Source organism: Microvirga puerhi, from assembly GCF_020089865.1.
In the GTDB taxonomy this organism is placed as follows: domain Bacteria; phylum Pseudomonadota; class Alphaproteobacteria; order Rhizobiales; family Beijerinckiaceae; genus Microvirga; species Microvirga puerhi.
In genome coordinates, this window is the sequence record NZ_JAIRBM010000026.1 from 27543 (window position 1) to 45362 (window position 17820).

The 17820-nt window shown below is 59.5% G+C and carries 16 protein-coding genes, 1 pseudogene and 1 riboswitch; of the genes and pseudogenes, 10 read left to right on the forward strand and 7 right to left on the reverse strand.

All coding sequences use genetic code 11. The annotated features are described in order from the left end of the window. Positions 1–10: 10 nt before the first annotated feature. Together K9B37_RS22525 and K9B37_RS22530 are read left to right on the forward strand one after the other, a co-directional pair. The gene (locus K9B37_RS22525; RefSeq protein WP_224315787.1) at positions 11–505 is read left to right on the forward strand and encodes a hypothetical protein; all 495 of its coding nucleotides are present in this window, start codon (positions 11–13) and stop codon (positions 503–505) included. 377 nt (positions 506–882) lie between these two features. Then, the gene (locus K9B37_RS22530; RefSeq protein ID WP_224315788.1) at positions 883–1482 is read left to right on the forward strand and encodes a M15 family metallopeptidase; all 600 of its coding nucleotides are present in this window, start codon (positions 883–885) and stop codon (positions 1480–1482) included. A 657-nt stretch (positions 1483–2139) separates the two neighbouring features. On the opposite strand, the gene K9B37_RS22535 is transcribed toward K9B37_RS22530, so the two are convergent. The 3 genes from K9B37_RS22535 to K9B37_RS22545 form a co-directional block, all read right to left on the reverse strand. After that, positions 2140–3156 carry an IS481 family transposase gene (locus K9B37_RS22535; RefSeq protein WP_369414407.1) on the reverse strand — a complete coding sequence of 339 codons (1017 nt, stop codon included), beginning with the start codon at positions 3154–3156 and terminating at the stop codon, positions 2140–2142. Positions 3157–3637: 481 nt separating this feature from the next. Beyond that, positions 3638–4687: a LacI family DNA-binding transcriptional regulator gene (locus K9B37_RS22540; RefSeq protein WP_224315790.1), complete on the reverse strand. Its 1050-nt coding sequence runs from the start codon at positions 4685–4687 to the stop codon at positions 3638–3640. Between the two features lie 79 nt (positions 4688–4766). Beyond that, entirely contained in the window at positions 4767–5957 is a 1191-nt protein-coding gene (locus tag K9B37_RS22545) for a glycoside hydrolase family 88 protein (protein WP_224315791.1), read from the reverse strand. Positions 5958–6103: 146 nt separating this feature from the next. Between K9B37_RS22545 and K9B37_RS22550 the strand changes: the two genes are divergently transcribed. From K9B37_RS22550 to kduI, 6 genes are all read left to right on the forward strand, one after another. Continuing rightward, a complete protein-coding gene (locus K9B37_RS22550; RefSeq protein WP_224315792.1) occupies positions 6104–7069 on the forward strand; it encodes a carbohydrate ABC transporter permease in 966 nt (321 codons plus the stop codon). 28 nt (positions 7070–7097) lie between these two features. Next, the gene (locus K9B37_RS22555) at positions 7098–7931 is read left to right on the forward strand and encodes a carbohydrate ABC transporter permease (protein ID WP_224315793.1); all 834 of its coding nucleotides are present in this window, start codon (positions 7098–7100) and stop codon (positions 7929–7931) included. 42 nt (positions 7932–7973) lie between these two features. Continuing rightward, the gene (locus K9B37_RS22560) at positions 7974–9068 is read left to right on the forward strand and encodes an ABC transporter ATP-binding protein (RefSeq protein WP_224315794.1); all 1095 of its coding nucleotides are present in this window, start codon (positions 7974–7976) and stop codon (positions 9066–9068) included. Positions 9069–9114: 46 nt separating this feature from the next. Then, positions 9115–10401 carry an ABC transporter substrate-binding protein gene (locus tag K9B37_RS22565; RefSeq protein WP_224315795.1) on the forward strand — a complete coding sequence of 429 codons (1287 nt, stop codon included), beginning with the start codon at positions 9115–9117 and terminating at the stop codon, positions 10399–10401. Between the two features lie 74 nt (positions 10402–10475). After that, on the forward strand, positions 10476–12338 hold the full coding sequence (locus K9B37_RS22570; RefSeq protein ID WP_224315796.1) for a DUF2264 domain-containing protein: 1863 nt from the start codon (positions 10476–10478) through the stop codon (positions 12336–12338). A gap of 52 nt (positions 12339–12390) precedes the next feature. Continuing rightward, a complete protein-coding gene (kduI, locus tag K9B37_RS22575; protein ID WP_224315797.1) occupies positions 12391–13230 on the forward strand; it encodes a 5-dehydro-4-deoxy-D-glucuronate isomerase in 840 nt (279 codons plus the stop codon). 195 nt (positions 13231–13425) lie between these two features. After that, a riboswitch (glycine riboswitch) is annotated at positions 13426–13513 on the reverse strand. Between the two features lie 298 nt (positions 13514–13811). Here kduI and K9B37_RS22580 read toward each other — a convergent pair. The 3 genes and pseudogenes from K9B37_RS22580 to K9B37_RS22590 form a co-directional block, all read right to left on the reverse strand. Next, positions 13812–14312 (reverse strand): annotated as a pseudogene (locus K9B37_RS22580) (transposase); the annotation flags it as partial. Positions 14313–14370: 58 nt separating this feature from the next. Beyond that, a protein-coding gene (locus K9B37_RS22585) for an IS6 family transposase (RefSeq protein ID WP_224315818.1) occupies positions 14371–15070 on the reverse strand; the annotation gives its coding sequence in 2 pieces (ribosomal slippage) (positions 14371–14571 and positions 14573–15070; 699 coding nt in all). 338 nt (positions 15071–15408) lie between these two features. Next, complete coding sequence (locus tag K9B37_RS22590) at positions 15409–15726, reverse strand: DUF1236 domain-containing protein (RefSeq protein WP_224315798.1); 318 nt, start codon at positions 15724–15726, stop codon at positions 15409–15411. Positions 15727–15960: 234 nt separating this feature from the next. On the opposite strand from K9B37_RS22590, the gene K9B37_RS22595 reads away from it, so the two are divergent. Together K9B37_RS22595 and K9B37_RS22600 are read left to right on the forward strand one after the other, a co-directional pair. After that, a complete protein-coding gene (locus tag K9B37_RS22595) occupies positions 15961–16152 on the forward strand; it encodes a hypothetical protein (RefSeq protein ID WP_224315799.1) in 192 nt (63 codons plus the stop codon). Positions 16153–16506: 354 nt separating this feature from the next. Beyond that, the gene (locus K9B37_RS22600; RefSeq protein ID WP_224315800.1) at positions 16507–16842 is read left to right on the forward strand and encodes a hypothetical protein; all 336 of its coding nucleotides are present in this window, start codon (positions 16507–16509) and stop codon (positions 16840–16842) included. Between the two features lie 18 nt (positions 16843–16860). Here K9B37_RS22600 and K9B37_RS22605 read toward each other — a convergent pair whose 3' ends face one another. Next, positions 16861–17814, reverse strand: a complete 954-nt coding sequence (locus tag K9B37_RS22605; protein WP_255616742.1) for a sensor histidine kinase — start codon at positions 17812–17814, stop codon at positions 16861–16863. Between the last annotated feature and the right edge of the window lie 6 nt (positions 17815–17820).

Consider the following 17820-nt stretch of genomic DNA (forward strand, 5'->3'; position numbering starts at 1 on the left):
GACAACGAACATGGACATCAACCCACAGTGGATCACCCTGATCTTCGCCAGTAATGCGATGATCGCCTCGATTGCCGGCGCGTTCGTCAACACGAGGAACGCGAAAATCGAGTTCAAGGCGAACGTGCTGTCGGTGAATCGCCAGAGGTGGATCGAGACGATGCGCGACCTTGTGGCGAGCCTCAATTCGCAGCTTCTGACCACGGCAGCCGTGCGCCACACCGTGGAGGAGCCCATCGGCACCGTCATCGCCCGGGATCCCGAGCTGTTCAGACGGGTCGAGAGCCTGCTGCGGATAGTGTCCAAGACCGAGCTCATGTTGAACCCGCTGGAGAAGGATCATCAGCAGCTCAAGGCTCTGATGAGCGAGGCAGTCGACCAACTTCGGTCACCCTCGCCCGGGGAGGACATCGACGAGCGCATCGATATCATCAGCCGTGCCATCATCCAGGTCTCGCAAGCTATCCTCAAACGCGAGTGGGTGCGGGTGAAGCGGGGCGAGTAGGTCATCAGACCTCATCTCGGAACGTCTAGGTGCGGTTGCCGAACTCAGGGCGCAAGTATTTTAGGTCCACCTTGCTCATCATGGGCCCGATACCGCGCAACCTGTGAGTTAAAAGGACCGAACAAGGGAGAGGTCTGCTCCTGGCGCTTCTCGGACATTGCGCCATGGTCAGCTTGCGGCCGCCAAGAAGAAGTTCATAAAGCTCAAGTGATAGTGCTGTTCGGCCTGTTGCAAAACCCTGCATGCTCGTTTGTGATCGAGCCATTCTGGAACGAACGGCAGCAGCCCGCGCTTTCCAGACTGAGCAGGATGAACCTGACGAGCCGCATGGCTCTGCCTTCCTTTCGCACCATCGTGCTGTGACTGTGCATGTCGCCATGACGCGAAACCTACGATTCCTCCATCTCGGGTTGCCCATCGTTGTGCTCATCGGTTTCGGTTCGGACGCCGCGGCTCAAGGTGCAACCGGTATCGGATCGCGAAGCCCTCCGGCTATCGCCGCCAATCTCCTGAGCGGACCGGGCGGTGTGTACGCGAAGATCCCCGCGAGAGATGAATATGGGCGGGATCAGCTCGCGATGTTCCGGGCCTGGAATCCGGACCCCGTCGGAAATCATGAGGCCAACCTGCGCTCCCTCGACCCGGCACTCGCCAATGTGGTGAGAAAGGCGCAGGCCGATAATCCAGGCCTGCGCTTCGTGATCGGATCGGGCCGACGCACCGACAAGCTGCAACGCCAAGCGGTCGCTTGGGGCTGGTCCAGAACGCAGGACAGCCCGCATCGGTCAGGCAATGCGGTGGATGTATGGCCTCTCGACCCGCAGGGCCATGTCTATTTTGATCGGCAGGTCCAGAAGCGGATTGCCATCGCGCTGAAGAAGGCTGCTGCCGAACTGGGGGTATCTATCCGCTGGGGTGGCTATTTCCATGGGTTCAAGGACATGGACCGCTCGCACTTTGAACGCGTGCCGCCATGATCGGAACAGGTGCCTAGCGGCAGTTTAGAGCGAGCGACTATGGCTGCATACAGCCGAGCTTCCATGTTCAAGCGGAAGACAGACTGTCATTGCCTCCTTTCAAAGTCGCACCTTGACCCCAAGGTGACTTTGCGAACGCCGGACGCTGATGCCGAGAGTGTCCGAATGCCATCGAGACGAGCCGCACGCTTTCCAGTTCGCATGCGGATGTCTCAAACGGATAAGTCGCTGTCCGAGGCAGTCAAGCAGGCGGTCGCCGATGGGCTGTACGGTACCAATTCCGTGGCTGGCCACGCCCTGTGCCGACAACGGTTGCGCTTGACTGGCTGTTCGAAGCCTCTTCGCTGAACACAGGACACACGGGCCATGACAGCGATCTTCCGAACCCTTTCCCGCCGGTTGCTGCCCAGTTGTCTCGCCTTGTTGATCCTGGGCTTGGTGGCCGCGGCCCATGCGGCCGCAACGAGGTATGTCCGTTGGCTCATCGGCGGTGCCTTCCATTCCAGGGACTGGCCGCAGTAGCTTGCGCGGGCCGTTCCGATGAAGCGTAGCGTAAGGAAAGGCAGGACGGAAAGCGGTTCTTTTGGAGTGTAGTAGTCGGTATTTGATCTGGCATTTGGCGTCTGAGAGTGATCGGGTTGAGCCTGTCCGACAGGATCAGGCTGCAATCATCTTCTCCTTTGCCAGCGGCATGCCATCCAGGAAGGTTTGCATCGGCGTCTTGCCAAAACACCACCGGCCTTGGTGCGGCCGCTCCTCATTATAACTCCGAACCCAAGCATCGAGATCACTCTGCAGTTCTGCAATCGAGCCATAGATCTTCTTGCGGAACGCCACACGATAGAACTCGTCCAGCACCGTCTTGTGGAAGCGCTCCACAATGCCGTTGGTCTGTAGGCTCTTGGTTTTGGTCCTGGAATGATCCACGGCCTCAACCGCCAGATAGAGCTCGTACTCATGGTGCTCGAGATTGCCGCAGTACTCGGTGCCGCGGTCGGTGAGCACCCGACATAGTTTCACCTCGTGGGCATCGAAGAAGGGTAGAACCCGATCATTGAGCAGGTCGGCCGCGGTGATCGGAGTCTTGCGGTCGTACAGCTTGGCGAACGCCACCTTGGTGTAGGTGTCGATGAAGGTCTGCTGGTAGATGCGCCCAACTCCTTTCATGGTGCCGACGTAGAAGGTGTCTTGGGCTCCGCAGTAGCCGGGGCACTCGCTCTCGAACTCACCATGCGCATCCTTCTCGGCCTTGGCCTTCTCCAGGGCCGCCACCTGGCTCTCGGTGAGGATTAGGCCCTCCTGCGCCACCTTCGCCTCGAGCGCCTTCAGGCGTTTCTTCATCGTCTCGAGATCGTGCCGCTGCCACACCCCGCGCACGCCGGCCGGGGAGATCGAATGGCCGTGCTTGCGCATCCCGTTGGCAATCCGGATCTGGCCGAAGGCGGGTTGCTCCAGGGACAGTTCAACGAGGACGGCCTCCACCCCCGGTGGCGTGCGGTTGGCCAGCAGCGGCTTGCGCCGGGTCAGCTCCTGCAGCGCCATCTCGCCGCCGGCCTCGTAGAGCTCTTTGAAGCGGTAGAAGCTGCCGCGGGAATAGCCCATCATATGGCAGGCTTGGCTGACATTGCCGAGCTGCTCGGCCAGCTCCAAAAGGCCGAGCTTGACGCGGATGATCTTCTGCTCGTTGGTTCATGGCGGTGGTCCTTGTGAACGCCGAGGCCGGGCGCTGCGCACCCCGACTACTCCGCGCCCGGCCTCGGCTCTTGCCTCAGCCAATCGACACCGTCTGTCAGATTAAGTTCCAACTACTTCAGTTCAAGTCGGTCCGGCACGCGCAGCAATTTCTCGCCACTCACACTCCGATCCACAACCACTTTCAACTCCGCCGTCACCGTCCTTCCGCCAGTGAGTATCGCGTGGCCCGCGATCGCGCTTTCAATTCCTGGCGCGATGTGTCCGGGGTTGCCTTGATAAGCTGATTGGACTGGCTTGATGGCTGTACTTGCGGTAGCTGTGCCGATCGGGCGTCAAGTTGACAATACCGCCTCTATACCTGATGGCCAGCCCTATCCGACACCCGAACCTTTTTATGCACCAACGTCTCGAAAGGTGAATGAGCGCAGTCCGGGAAGGAGGCCCGTCACGAAACGGCCCATTAAGCCGGCTGCGTGCGCGGAGGGCCAACTGTTGCGCGTTCGATCAGTGGTACAGCCATTGCAACACGGCGAGGGCTGGCATTGGGATTGGCAATCCTCTCCATCAGCATTGCAATCCCCTGCCGTCCCAATTCTCCGCGGTCGATCCTCATCGTGGTCAGCGGCGGTCGGCTGTGCAGCGCGATTGTCATGTCGTCGAAGCCGATGACCGAGTAGTCGGATGGAACCGACAGGCCGCGCGCCTCAAGCGATTGCAGGACGCCCAGAGCGATCACATCGGTGCTGCAAAGAAAAGCCGTTGTGTCTTTGAGACGCCCACTCTTGAACGCGCGGTCGACTGCAATGCGGGCCTCGAAATCCGCGACCTTTTCCTTGTCGAGGTCGATCACATGACGATCGGGGTCGAAGGCTATTCCGGCACTCTCCATGGCATCCCGGAAACCGTCGAGGCGCCGGCGCAGCGACAACCTGAGTGGGAGAGTGATGTAGACGATCTCGCGATGACCGGCATCGAGCAGCCGGCGCGTCGCCAGCCAACCGGAGAAACGGTTGTCGGGCGAGATGCTGCTCAAGCGCATCGTCGGATCGAGGCCATTAATGATGACGGCCGGAACCCCGCTTGCCACGACCTGATCCACGATGGCGGGCTGGTCCAGTCCCAAAAGCAGGATAGAGCTAGGTGGCCCATTACGGATAATGTCGGAAACATCGACCTCCGTCTGGGGGCGGTCCGACGGAAGAAGTCGCACATCGGTGTCGAGTGAATGTGCATCGGCCTCCTCCACAATCCCCTGGAAAATCTCCTCGTAGAATTGGCTGTCTGACAAATAACGGGACAGGGTGACGATCGTGACGCTGTTGATCGCCGAACGAGAGGCGCGCCCGGCACGGCCGAGATAGCCGAGTTCACCCGCAACACCGAGAACGCGGCGCCGGCTTTCGTCGCTAACGCCGGGGCGATTGTTCAGAACCTTTGAGACTGACGCAACGGAAACGCCCGCCGCCTGGGCGATATCGTGAAGGGTTGGTGTCGCCGGTCGATTATCCATCACTTCAGTCTACTTTTCATGGCTGCGGTGCAATATCGAGCTGCTCCATTGCACTTTTAGAATCTGTTTATTTCTGCCTCTACCAGAAAAATTGGGTGTGACCCAAGGAGCGCATTAAGGCCTCCATGAAATAATAGTCGCCGTAAGGCAGCATCGTGTCCGTGAATCCCGCTTTCACGTGAGCGGCCCCATGGTCCAGCAAACCATGGGCCGCCGGATTCGTTGTCAGATCGCAGGTCGTCAGCAGGCCATCCAGCAGCCGGTCGCCGAAGGCGTTCCAGCGCGCGGCCTCAGCCCCTGTGGTCAGGCTTGCGATGATGTAGACGCCGGCCGCCATGATGGCACCGGCCGAGCTGTCGCGATAAGCCGGAGTGTCTTCGGTGATGCAGTAATCCCAGACGGGCACTGGATCCTGGCCCATGAGAGCCTCTGCCTTGGCCGCGAGCCTGCGAGCGATGTCGAGAGCTTCCTTGTCGCCCGTGGTAAGTGCGCATTGAGCGAAGCCATGGATCATCCAGGCCTGTCCGCGCGACCAGCAGGACTCGTCGGCAAAGCCCTGATGGGTTTCGCCGCGCAATGGCGCTCCTGAAACGGTATCGAAGACAAAGGTGTGATAGCTCGTACCGTCGCTTCGGACCAGATGTCTGGCGGTCGTCGCTGCATGCGCGAGCGCCGCGTCGCGAAAATCCGCATGCCCGGTTTCCTGATGCGCCCAGTACAGGAGGGCGAGATTCTGCATCGTGTCGGCAATCACGCGTCCGGCCACGAACTCGGCGCGGGATCCGCCGTGGGTCGTGCGCGGATTCCATGCCTGCAGATACTGGCCTTCCTCGTGAAAACGGGCCAAAAGGGCTTCTGCAGCGCGCAAGCCCAGCTCCCGTGCCTCCGGCGAACTCGTCATCAGCCAGTCGGCGACGCAACTCAAGGAGAACTGGAAGCCGAGATCGTGATCGCGGGCGTGACGGTTCTGAAGAATCTGTCGGAAGATGGGGCGCCGCGCGCGGGCGGCATTCAGGAATATCGGCTCGCCGGTGAGCTGAAGCGCCAGCCATAGCTGGCCGGACTGGAAGCTGACTACCCAATCGAAAGGTCCGCAATAGTTCCAGGTCAGGTCCGGGCGCCCGATCTTGGGATTCCTCAGCCCGACAATCGGCATCACGTCTCGAAGCCGCTCGAGACAGCGCTCGAGCGCTCGTTGGTAACGATCGGTCGAACGGGTCGCCCCGGCCTCGGTAAGAACACCAAAGTAGGAATCCAGCTGAGCTCTCATAGGTCCATCCGAAAATTTCTACAATTTTCTAATTAAACGAAAGTTTCGTCAATATATAAATTTTCGGTTGACATTTTTTCGACCTGTCAGCACGCTAGCCGACAATAAAAAAGAAAACCGGAATGGGCCTTGCATAGGGAGGGTTCATGGAGGCGCAATATCTTCGCGAAGATGCGAGTCGCATTGCGACCGCGGCCGATCGTCAGGCAACGACCCGTCATGAATGCGGTTCCGCCCTGCGCTATCAGCTCGCGTCCTACAGCTTTCTTCTTCCCTGGCTCATCGGCTTTTTCGCGCTGACACTCGGACCGGCGCTGAGCTCGCTTTATTTATCCTTCACCGACTACGATCTCGTGGACACGCCGTACTGGATCGGCATCGGGAATTATGCGCGCATCGCGAGTGATGATCCGCGCTTCCTGAAGGCGATGCAAGTCACCTTCACCTTCGTGGTTCTCTCGGTGCCGTTGAAGCTCACTTTCGCTCTCGCCATCGCCATTACCCTCAACAAGGGACTGCGTGGCCTCACATTCTTTCGAGCTGTTTTCTATTTGCCTTCCCTGATCGGCGCGAGCGTTGCCATCGCGGTTCTCTGGCGCCAGATCTTTGCTGGCGACGGGTTGCTCAACAAGCTGCTTGCGAGCGTTTTCGGATATGAGGGGCCGAGCTGGATCTCGACGCCCGGAACGGCTCTTTATACAATCGTCCTACTGGCAGTCTGGCAGTTCGGTTCCCCGATGATCATCTTTCTCGCGGGCTTGCGCCAGATTCCTCAGGATATGTACGAGGCGGCAAGCATCGACGGAGCAGGCGCGCGACGTCAATTCCTCAAGATCACGCTGCCGCTTCTTACGCCTGTCATTTTCTTCAACGCCGTGATCCAGACAATCGACGCCTTCAAGGCGTTCACATCGGCCTTCGTCATCAGCAACGGAAGCGGAGGGCCGATCGATAGCACGCTGTTTTACACGCTCTATCTCTACCAGGAAGCCTTTGTGAACTTCCGCATCGGCTATGCGTCGGCGCTGGCCTGGGTGCTTGTGGTCATCATCTGTATCTTCACTGCGCTGTCCTTCCTGTCGGCGCGCTTCTGGGTGCACTACGATGACTGACGGGTCCGTAACGCCATCGATCTCGGGGATGCGTTCTCACGCAACGCGCGCGGTCCTCTATGCAGGCCTGATCGCAGTCAGTTTCGCGATGCTTTATCCGCTGTTGTGGATGGTTTCGAGTTCATTCAAACCCGACAACGAGATCTTTTCTTCTTGGTCATTGATCCCGAAAGCCTTCAGCCTCGATGCTTACAGCAGAGGCTGGAACGGGCTGAGCGTCAGCTTTGGCCGCTTCTTCCTCAATTCCCTTCTGATATCTTTGCTTTCGGTTGTCGGAAATCTCGCTTCGTGCTCGCTGGCCGCCTACGCCTTCACGCGCCTGCGCTTCTTCGGGCGAAACTTTTGGTTCGCCCTCATGCTCGGCACTTTGATGATGCCCCAGCATGCCGTTCTGATCCCGCAATATGTACTGTTTCTCAATCTCGGATGGGTGAACACGATCTTGCCCCTGGTCGTTCCGAAGTTTCTCGCCATGGATGCATTCTTCATCTTTCTCATGGTGCAGTTCTTTCGCGGCATTCCGCGCGAGCTTGACGAGGCGGCGACTATGGATGGCTGCGGTCCGTGGCGGATCTATTTCAAGATCATCCTGCCGTTATCGATGCCTGTCCTCGCGACGGCGGCGATCTTCTCTTTCATATGGACCTGGGACGATTTCTTCGCTCCGCTGATCTACCTGAACGATGCCCACAGCTACACGGTGCAGCTTGGACTGCGCACCTTCGTAGACTCGAGCGGCCAATCCGATTGGAGCGGGCTCTTCGCCATGTCGACGCTGGTCGTGCTGCCGGTCTTCGTCCTCTTCCTTTTCTTCCAACGCCTTCTCATCGAAGGTATTGCGACCACTGGTATGAAGCGTTGAGGTCCGATCCATTCCACCTGCCGAGTGCTCCAGAGAAGACCGATGACCAGTCTCGTTCTCGATAAGATCGTCAAACGCTTCGGGTCGATAGAAGCCATTCACGACGTTGACCTCGACATCAGAAGCGGCGAGTTCGTTGTCTTTGTCGGGCCGTCAGGCTGCGGAAAGTCGACGCTTCTGCGAATGATCGCCGGGCTGGAGTCGATCTCGGAAGGTCGGTTGACCATCGGAGGTCAGCTTATGAACGGACGTGCGGCTGCCGATCGCGGCATCGCCATGGTGTTTCAGTCCTATGCGCTCTATCCGCATATGAGCGTTTACAAGAACATGGCGTTCGGTCTCGAGACCATCAGGATGCCTAAAGCCGAGATCGAAGTCCGGGTGCGCAAGGCCGCCGCGATTCTGCGGCTTACGGAGTTGCTCGATCGTAGGCCGAGAGAGCTCTCTGGCGGCCAGCGTCAGCGCGTCGCCATCGGCCGGGCGATTGTGCGCGAACCGAGAATTTTCTTGTTCGATGAGCCGCTCTCCAATCTCGATGCGGAACTGCGTGTTCAGACACGGGTCGAAATCGCCAAGTTGCACGCCGATCTCGGCGCCACGATGATCTATGTCACGCACGACCAGGTCGAGGCCATGACTCTCGCCGACCGGATCGTCGTTCTACGTGCCGGCCGTGTCGAGCAATTCGGCCGGCCGCTCGACATCTATAACAAGCCAGCCAACCGGTTCGTTGCGGGCTTCATCGGCTCGCCGAAAATGAACTTTCTCGATGTGAAATCGCTTGGAACACGCCCGAATGGCGTCGCAGTCGATTTGGCCGGCCAAGAGCTTGTGACGCACGTGGCGGCCGACAAGGTCGTGCCGATCACCGTCAATGCACCTCTTACTCTGGGGGTGCGGCCCGAGCACATCGTCATCGGTTCCGGCGACGGATTGCAGCTGGGTCAGGTCCGCGCCGAGCATGTGGAACATCTCGGCAGCCAGACCCTCATCTACGGCAAGCTGACCGATGGTCAGAATATGACCATCGTTTGCGACGGACAGAAGCGCACGCATGTCGGCGACGCCGTGGAGGCGAGTGTCGCTCCGTCGCTTTGTCATCTGTTCGATACGGACGGGAGAACGCTCACACTCTGAGCCTGCCCTTTCATGAAACGCCGCTGACAAAAAACGGGAGGAAACCATGATCAGCAGACGTCACTTGATACAACAAGCCATGGCACTCGGCGCCGGTGCCTTGGCCTCGCAGATTCCCTTCATGTCGGCCAAAGCTGCTGACGCAGCCTTGCGTCTATATTGGTGGGGCTCTCCGGATCGCTCGAAGCGCACCCTGGATGTCGCCAAGCTCTTCGAGCAATCGCATCCCGGCGTCACGGCCACGGGCGAGGCTGTAGGCGGCGACTATTGGACAAAGCTCGCAACCATGCTTGTCGGCCGCAACCTGCCTGATATTATCCAGTTCGAGCCGACGACGTTGCCGGACTACTACCGTCGTGGCGCCATGCTGCCACTCGACAGCTACCTTGGAAGCACGATCAAGACCGAAAGGTTTGGCCCCGGCGTTCTCGATCTGGCGCGTGTCGACGGCAAGGTCGCCGGCATCGCGCTCGGCATCAATTCATTCTCAGTCATATACGACACAGAGGCCTTTTCGAAAGCGGGGCTCACGCCTCCATCCGCAAAGACCACATGGAAGGAATTCGCCGACTTGTCGGTGGAGCTGACAAAGGCGATGGGCAAGGAACGCGTCTGGGCTTCGCCGAATGCCTCGCGCTACAATTCCGTCTTCGATGTCTGGCTGCATCAGCGCGGCAAGGGCCTGTATACGGAAGACGGACAGCTGGGTTTCAACGTCGACGATGCCAAGGAGTGGTATGATTATTGGGAGACGTTGCGACAGCGCGGCGGCTGCGTGGCTCCGGACGTCCAGTCGCTCGACCAGAGTCAAATCGACACGAACCCTCTGGCACGCGGCAACAGTGCCATGTCCTTCGCGTATTCGAACCAGCTCATCGGTTATCAATCGGTACTCAAGCAGAAACTCGGGATCACAAATTACCCGGTCACAAAGACTGATGGACCCTCCGGACTCTATTATCGACCTGCGCTGATCTGGTCCATCGGCAAGACCAGCAAAAGTCCCGACGCTGCCGCGGCCTTCATCGATTTTTTCGTGAACGATCCGGAAGCCGGTAAGGTCCTCAGCGTCGAGCGTGGTGTTCCTGTGAATCTCGACATTCGCGGGGTGGTCGGGGCGCTCGTCGACGAAGTTCCCCGTATGACGATCGACTACGTCAATGCGATTGCCAACCGTGTCGGGCCCTATCCGCCACCGGCGCCGAAGGGCGCCACGGAATTCGACCAGATGGTGATGCGCCCAGTCGCCGATCAACTGTCCTTCGGACAGATCTCCGTTACACAAGCGGCCGAGCGCCTTATCTCGGAAGGCAAGCGCGTCATTCGCTCCTGAAACCCGATATCCGGCGCGGCATTCGTGCCGTGCCGCCCTCCCGCCGCCGCGTTCGCACGGCGAAGGATTGCGCAATGCCCGTCTTTACGCCGCCTGCCGACCTCTTCAATCCTCTTGCGGACAATCCCTGCCGGACCAGAGAGGATGTCGAGAGAGCCTTGCAGGCACTCGTTCGTCCTCTCGAAGCCTTTCGCTCTCCTGGCGGGGCGCGTGTTCGCCTCGATGCGGCCGCCGCCCATTTCGATCTGGCGGCGGCGGATTTCGAAGGCTTCGCTCGTCCGCTCTGGGGGCTTGCTCCCGCAGCGGCGGGTGGCGCGACATGGATTGACTGGGAGCCGGTCGCGCGCGGTCTTGCCGCGGGTACGGACCCCGAGCATCCGGAATACTGGGGCGCGGTTGGAGACAGGGATCAGCGCCTCGTCGAGCTCGCCGCCATCGGGCTGACTCTCCGGCTTGCCGGCGAACATGTCTGGGAGCCGCTTTCCGATCGGCAGAAGCGCAACGTGGCCGATTATCTTCTGGCGGCGCGCCTGAAGGAATATGCCGATAACAATTGGAAGTTCTTCCGGTTGATGGTCGATATGGGCCTGAAAGCCGTCGGCGTTTCGTTTGATCCAGAGCCGTCAGATCGTTTCCGAGGGGAGATAGATGCCCTCTATCTCGGTGACGGCTGGTATCGCGATGGCTCGCCGCGACACGTTGATCACTACATTCCCTTCGCGTTTCATTTCTATGGCCTGATCCTCGCGACGCTTGACGACGATGCTCGCAACGAGCGCTTTCGCGAGCGTGCGAAAGCCTTTTCAGCCGATATATCCCGCTGGTATGCGGATGACGGAGCGGCTCTCGTTTTCGGGCGCTCGATGACCTACCGGTTTGCGACGGCCGGTATTTGGGGCGCGATGGCTTTCGCAAGCGAGGAGGCGCTGCCCTGGGGTGTCATCAAGGGGTACTATCTGCGCCAGCTGCGCTGGTGGACGCGCCAGCCCATCGCGCATCGTGACGGCGTTCTATCCGTCGGCTACACCTATCCGAATCTTCTCATGTCCGAGAGTTATAATTCGGCGAGCTCTCCCTATTGGGCGCTCAAGGCCTTTCTGCCTCTCGCGCTGCCGGCGGACCATCCGTTCTGGAGTGCCGAGGAACTTCCGTGTCCGGCCCGGCCCGCTTCGAGGGCGCTGCGCCATCCTGGTATGGTCGTCTCTAATCCACCGGGCGATTCCATTGCGTTGTCGTCGGGTCAGCAGAACCTGACGATGCGCTTCGGCGCGGAAAAATATGCGAAATTCGCCTACTCGGCCCGGTATGGGTTTAGTGTCGAGAGCGATGAACGTCGCTTCTTCGACGCCGTTCTCGATGGCGTCATTGGCTTCAGCGATGACGGCAGGCATGGACGGACGCGCGAGGCGAACGAGATCGCGCTCATTGCTCACGAGACGCTTTATGCTCTCTGGCGTCCGTTCCCCGATGTCGAGGTCGAGAGCTGGGTGTATTGGGCTGAGCCTTTTCATGTTCGTGTGCACCGTGTTCGCACGCCGCGCCCCTTGCACACGATCGAAGGTGGCTTTGCGGTGGCGCGGCAGGGCGACATCGCGCCGATTGTCGATGAGAGCGCTGGACGAGCTCTTGTCGAGACGAAGGCCGATCTATCGGCCATCGTTGACCTGAACTCAACGTTAGGAAGGACTGGACGGGCTCACCGGGCGCCCCCTAACACCAACCTCATCGCGCCGAAGACAATCGTGCCGCAATTGCTGGGCCAAATACCAGCGGGCGAAAGTCTGCTCGCCTGCGCGGTCACCGCGCAAGGCAATCCGACAGCCTTGCGAGATGCGCTCGGGAGCCTGCCGCCGAGCCCCGATGTGACAGCGCTCGAGCGCTTGATGGCCGGGAGCGGCGTCCCCGTTACAGCTATGACCGGCGCCGCCGACCGCTGATACGCCGGCGGCAAAAACACTTCACTTTTGATACAATCGGAACGGAGCAGCTATGGACGTGCGTCAAGCCATTCATCACGAGCAGGCCGAAACGCTCGATACGGAGGGACTGCGCCGACATTTCCTCATCGAGGAAGTGTTCGCGCCTGGGAAGATCCGTGCGACGTACACGCACTACGATCGCTTGGTCATTCTCGGAATCTCTCCGCTCGGCACAGCGCTGTTCTTCGGGCCTGAACTGGCACAGGTTGCCGGTGTCTCCGATTTCATGGAGCGCCGAGAACTGGCGCTGATCAACATCAGCGCGGGTGCTGCTCGCGTCTCTGTGGACGGGCAGAGCTTCATCATCGAGAACGAAGAAGCGCTCTATATCGGAAGGGGGGCGGCCGATGTTTCTTTCGCTTCCGTGGATCCCGCTCGTCCGGCAAAACTGTATGCGGTATCCGCTTCGGCACATACGAGCCACCCCCATCGCAAGGTCATGAAGAAGGAGGCTTCGCCGCAACCGGTTGGCACGGCAGAGGCTGCCAACAAGCGCATCATAAGCAAGTATATCCATGCTGACCTGCTGCCGACCTGTCAGCTCATGATGGGCCTGACCCGCTTCGAACCCGGCAGTGTGTGGAACACGATGCCCGCCCATACCCATGATCGCCGCATGGAGGCATATCTCTATTTCGATATGCCCCCAGAGCGTCTCGTCGTTCATTTGATGGGCCGCCCGTGTGCCACGCGCCATCTGATCGTGCGCAATGAGCAGGCGGTGCTATCGCCGCCTTGGTCGATCCACAGTGGCAGCGGCACCGGTTCTTATGCTTTTATCTGGGCCATGGCGGGAGATAATCAGTCCTTCATCGATATGGATTTTGTCCCCATGGAAGCACTGAAGTGATGCCCGCGAAATCGTAGAGATACGACGATTCCGGCCTGTATGGGCGAAGGCATTCGTCAGGCTCCGTCATGGTCCGCAGGCGATCCTGCGGTGGAGCCCCCTCTGTCATTGGCCTGAGAGTTTCGTCGGGATGCGCAGGGCAGCCGCGACTTTCACCATGGGCGGGAGCAGGCTGCTCCACTTTTCAGAGTGTTGGGCAACGAAGCGGTCCTGGTGCCTGAGGGTTTCCGGGGCAGTTGCTCCTTCGGCGGCCAGCACGCTGGCTCTCTCCCGCTCATTGCTAAGCTCAATCTAATTCGGTTTGTGGCAGAACTGTGTTCGCCGACGCGATTCTGGGCTGCACAATGCATTGCTCAAGGGAGACCTGAACTGGTGAGGAATCCAAAGCAGCAGTGAAGCGAACGTCTCAAAATGGCAGATTTTGTTGAAAAAGTCCCGAGTGGTGTTCGATCCATCTCTTACTTGGGCCAGCCTGCCAGCTCAGGTCCATCATCCAGTCTGTCGATCACGCGAGAAGCGACCTCCACCGACTTTGGTGCGCAATTGAGAGATGGGCCGCGTTCATCCCTTGACCCTAGGGTTCAGACGAGGCGCTGGGATACTGGCATGCCAAGATGCGCCATGACGTTGAGGACCTTGCAGCCGACGGCAGCTTCAGCCTTTTGCGTCGGCAGAGTCCGGGCGTGGAGGCGGCGGCCGATCAGGGTCTTGTAGCGCATCATCGCCACCTCGCCCAAAGACCGCCGGCCATAGTTGACGGCCTTTTGCCAGCCGCGCCAACCACGCTCCTGGATCAGTTGGAGGTGCCGATTCCGCGGCGTAGGCGCCGTCTCGGCCGTGTCGCTCGGCACTGCTGTTGAGCGCGGTGGAATGATCACAGCGGCGACAGGATGCCGCTGAGAGATGGTGCGGTACACGGGATCGCCATCGTACGCGCCATCCGCCGTGACCGAAGCGATTGGGCCGGGGATCTGATCCAGCAAAGGCCCAACCTGTGAGGCATCGCCGTCTTCCGTGGTCGTCAGCTCCGAAGCAAGGATTTCACTGGTATCCGGGTCAGCAGCAAGGTGTAACTTGCGCCACGGGTTGTGTCACAATTTAGAGAGGAGACGCGAAAGGGCCAATCGCACGGTGGAGCGTTCAGGCGACAAGCAACTCAAACTGTTCAGCGAGCGACAGTTGACGAGTGCAGGCGTATTTCGCCTGTCCCTTGCGCATCATATAGATCATTTCGATGCCGCCCAGCACTGCACGAGCGCTATTCACGGACTTGAACCCCATCATCGGCCGTACTCGCCGCTTGATAGCTCGGCGATCCTGCTCAATTCGGTTGTTGAGGTTAGGCACTTTGGCGGATGCGAATGGGTTTCAACTCCTGCCCTAACCGATCCTGGAGCCGGTCTGCGGCATCGCAGGACAGGATTGCCTGCCGGTTGGTCTGACGGCCGTCGATGACAATCCGTTTAGGACGGCCACGCCGCTTCAGCGCCGTGCGCAGGAACTGCTTGGCAGCCCCCAGATTACGCCGCTCGCTGAACCAGAACTCAACGGTATCGCCAAGGCTGTCGATGGCGCGGTAGAGATACATCCAACGCCCACGGACCTTGATATACGTTTCGTCCATATGCCACCGGTCGGTGACCGAGCGCTTGCGCCGATTGACCTGCGCCAGCAGGAACGGAGCATAGTGAACGCTCCAGCGATGGATAGTCGTGTGGTCAACGGAGATGCCGCGCTCAGTCATCATCTCCTCAAGATCGCGCAAGCTCAGGCTGTACGCGAGATACCATCGGACGCACAGCAGGATCACCGAGCGATCGAAATGGCGGCCCTTGAACATCATGCACCTCCGCAGCTTGCCGGAGGCATATGCCGAACTGAGTTACCGAAAAGTTTGCAACAGATCCTGTTCTCTCGCTTGAGGACGTGCCAAGCGTAGTGCGGTGGGCGCAGGCCGGGAATAGCTCCCTCGCAGATAACAAGAAAAGGATTGGGGCGCATGCGCTCCCTCCTGACTGCATACGCCAAGACGAAGCTAGTCCCGGCTAAGATTTGCAATTTCTAAGGAGAGGCAATCCCAGGAGGTGGTTTGACGCAGCCTTCCAACTCGGGAGGGATGGCAGATCCCTACCGAGTTGAAGATCGAGCCTGGCGCCGCGTGGTGCCGATGGACAGCAGCTATTTCGTCTCAATCACCTTGACGACCTTACGGGTGCCGGGATCGACCAGGACGGTGCGGTTCTTGATCACCGCCACCCGATACTTCTGGACGCTCGGCACCGTGTGGAGCTCAACAGAAGAGGGCAGTTCCGTGCCGACCGTGACCGAGGTGACGTCCGGAACATCGGCCGAAGTCATGGGATGTTCGGTGATGTACTTCGTGACGGTGGTCTCTTCCTCGGGGCTGATCGTGATTGTGGTCGACTGGGCTATGGCCAGAGTGCCGGTGCCAAGCCATGCAATCGCAGCGACGACACCGAATATCATGCGTTTCATGAGGCAGCCTCTTCTATTGGCAAGACTTTCCAACAAGTCGGCGGAAAAACGCATCCCTCATTGAGGAGTCCCCGCCACGCGATGAGCACTTAAGGAAACCAACGAACAGAAGAAACGTTAAGGTTTGATCCGAAGTTAACTCAGCCGGAGCACTATCTAGATGCGAGGTCCAACCCATTACAGTTGTTGTCGAAGGCGCAACATGCTGGGCGACTGTGGGATGTTCCGCTTGCCATGTATAGCGGGGCCAAGCTGGGGATGCTGATCACCTTGGCGCACCATCTCTATCACGCGATCTATGACGTCACGCTGAGTGTCGATTTCCTGGCCCATCGGCTCACCGAGTGGGTTGGTTTTACATTCGCCGGCATGCTCCTGATGGGCGGTGTAGCCCTCGTTCACAACTGGAGCATTCGGCGCGGCTAGCGGCTCGCTCGGGGCACCCGCCGCAATAGTGCCATCACATGCGCTTTGACCCGCGCGGCTTCGGCGAGCTTTTCAGTGTCTCGCCAGCCTGAGTTGGGATTCTCAGGACCAGGAGGCGGACTGGGCTTGTTCGGATCGGACATGGCTCACACGGCACAGGGTATGCTGCGCGAGGAAACGCATCAGTGCGGTGAAAGAACTCGCAGTGAACCCTTAAAGAAGTTGGCTCTTTGGGAGAGGTTTGGCGGCTGTCGCGCTCGAAGGAGGTAGGCCTCACCTCTAACGGAGAAGACAAAGGATAATTTGCCGTGTGTTTGGCGTTATTTCCAAAGCATCTCACATCCGGAGGACCCCATGCGTGCTCTGTCGAAAGCTCTTCTTGCTGCAACTGCGGCCTTTGCTGTGGCGAGCACGGCCGCGCCGCCGGCCGAGGCTGGCGGAAAGTGGCGGGCACGCTGGGCGTTCTCGAGCGATCACGGCGGGCATTCCAGTGGCGCGCCTGGGGGCTCTCCTGGAGGATCTCCCGGCGGTTATCACAGCGGCGGGAGTAATGGCGGTGGAGGCGGCATCGTCAGTGGTGGCTCGAACCGCGGTGCCCCAGGACCGATAGCCGGCGCTGGCCTGCCGTTTCTGTTACTGGCTGGCGGCTATGCGCTCGTACGTCGCTACAGGAATCGGGCGCAGCCCTAGCACCTAAGGCGACATCTTTCAGCCGACGGAAACTGGGAAGCGAACGGTCGCACAAGCGCCCGCCGGGCCGTCAAACGTGATCTTAGCGGTGCCTCCCAGTTGTGCCGCCATCGAGTGAACGAGGCGCTGTCCGAGACCGGATGAGCGGCGAGTGCCGACTGTGTGCGTAGGGCCGATGCCATCGTCCGTGACCGTCAGCTCATAACACTCGTCCTGACGCACGAACCCGATGACGATCGTCCCGCTGCGATCATCGGGAAAGGCATATTTCAGGCAGTTCGTCACCAGCTCATTGACGATGATCCCGATCGGAACGCTACGCTCTTGCGATAGCCAATGCCGCTCGACCTTCGTCCGGATGGCGATCGGACGGGCACCGATGAGCGACGCCGTGATGTCCTCGCACAGGTCGGTTATGAAGTCGGCAATGTTGATCACCGAGGTCGTACCCTCGCCCGGGTGTAGGCGTTCGTGCACGCGGCTCAGCACATGGATCCGGTTGGCCGTAGTGGCAAGCGTATCTCGCACATGCGGATCCTTCTCTGTGCGCTCCTGAAGGCGGACCAGTGCCACGATCATGGCGAGGTCGTTCTTGATGCGATGTCCGGCTTCCTGAAACAGGAGTTCTTTTTCTCGTTCTGCGGCTGCAAGGCGCTGATTGGCCTCGATCAGGCGATGGGCAGTCGTGTGGAGCGCCTCGATGATGAAGCTGATCGCGCAACCGATGCCGATGAACAGCAGAAGGCCGACATTGGTGCGAGCATCAGCAAGAGCAAAGCTGCCAGTCGGCTCGAAATAGAAATAGCGTGCTAATGCGGCGCTCAGTACGACCGAATAGATGCCTGTGCCGCGGTCGAACAACGCGGCATTGATGAGAATGGCCGGGAAAAACAGCAGATATAGAGGGGCTGGGACATAGACTGCTAAGCTTTGGCGCAGAAGTACCATCCCCGCAACAATGATAGACGCCATGAAATA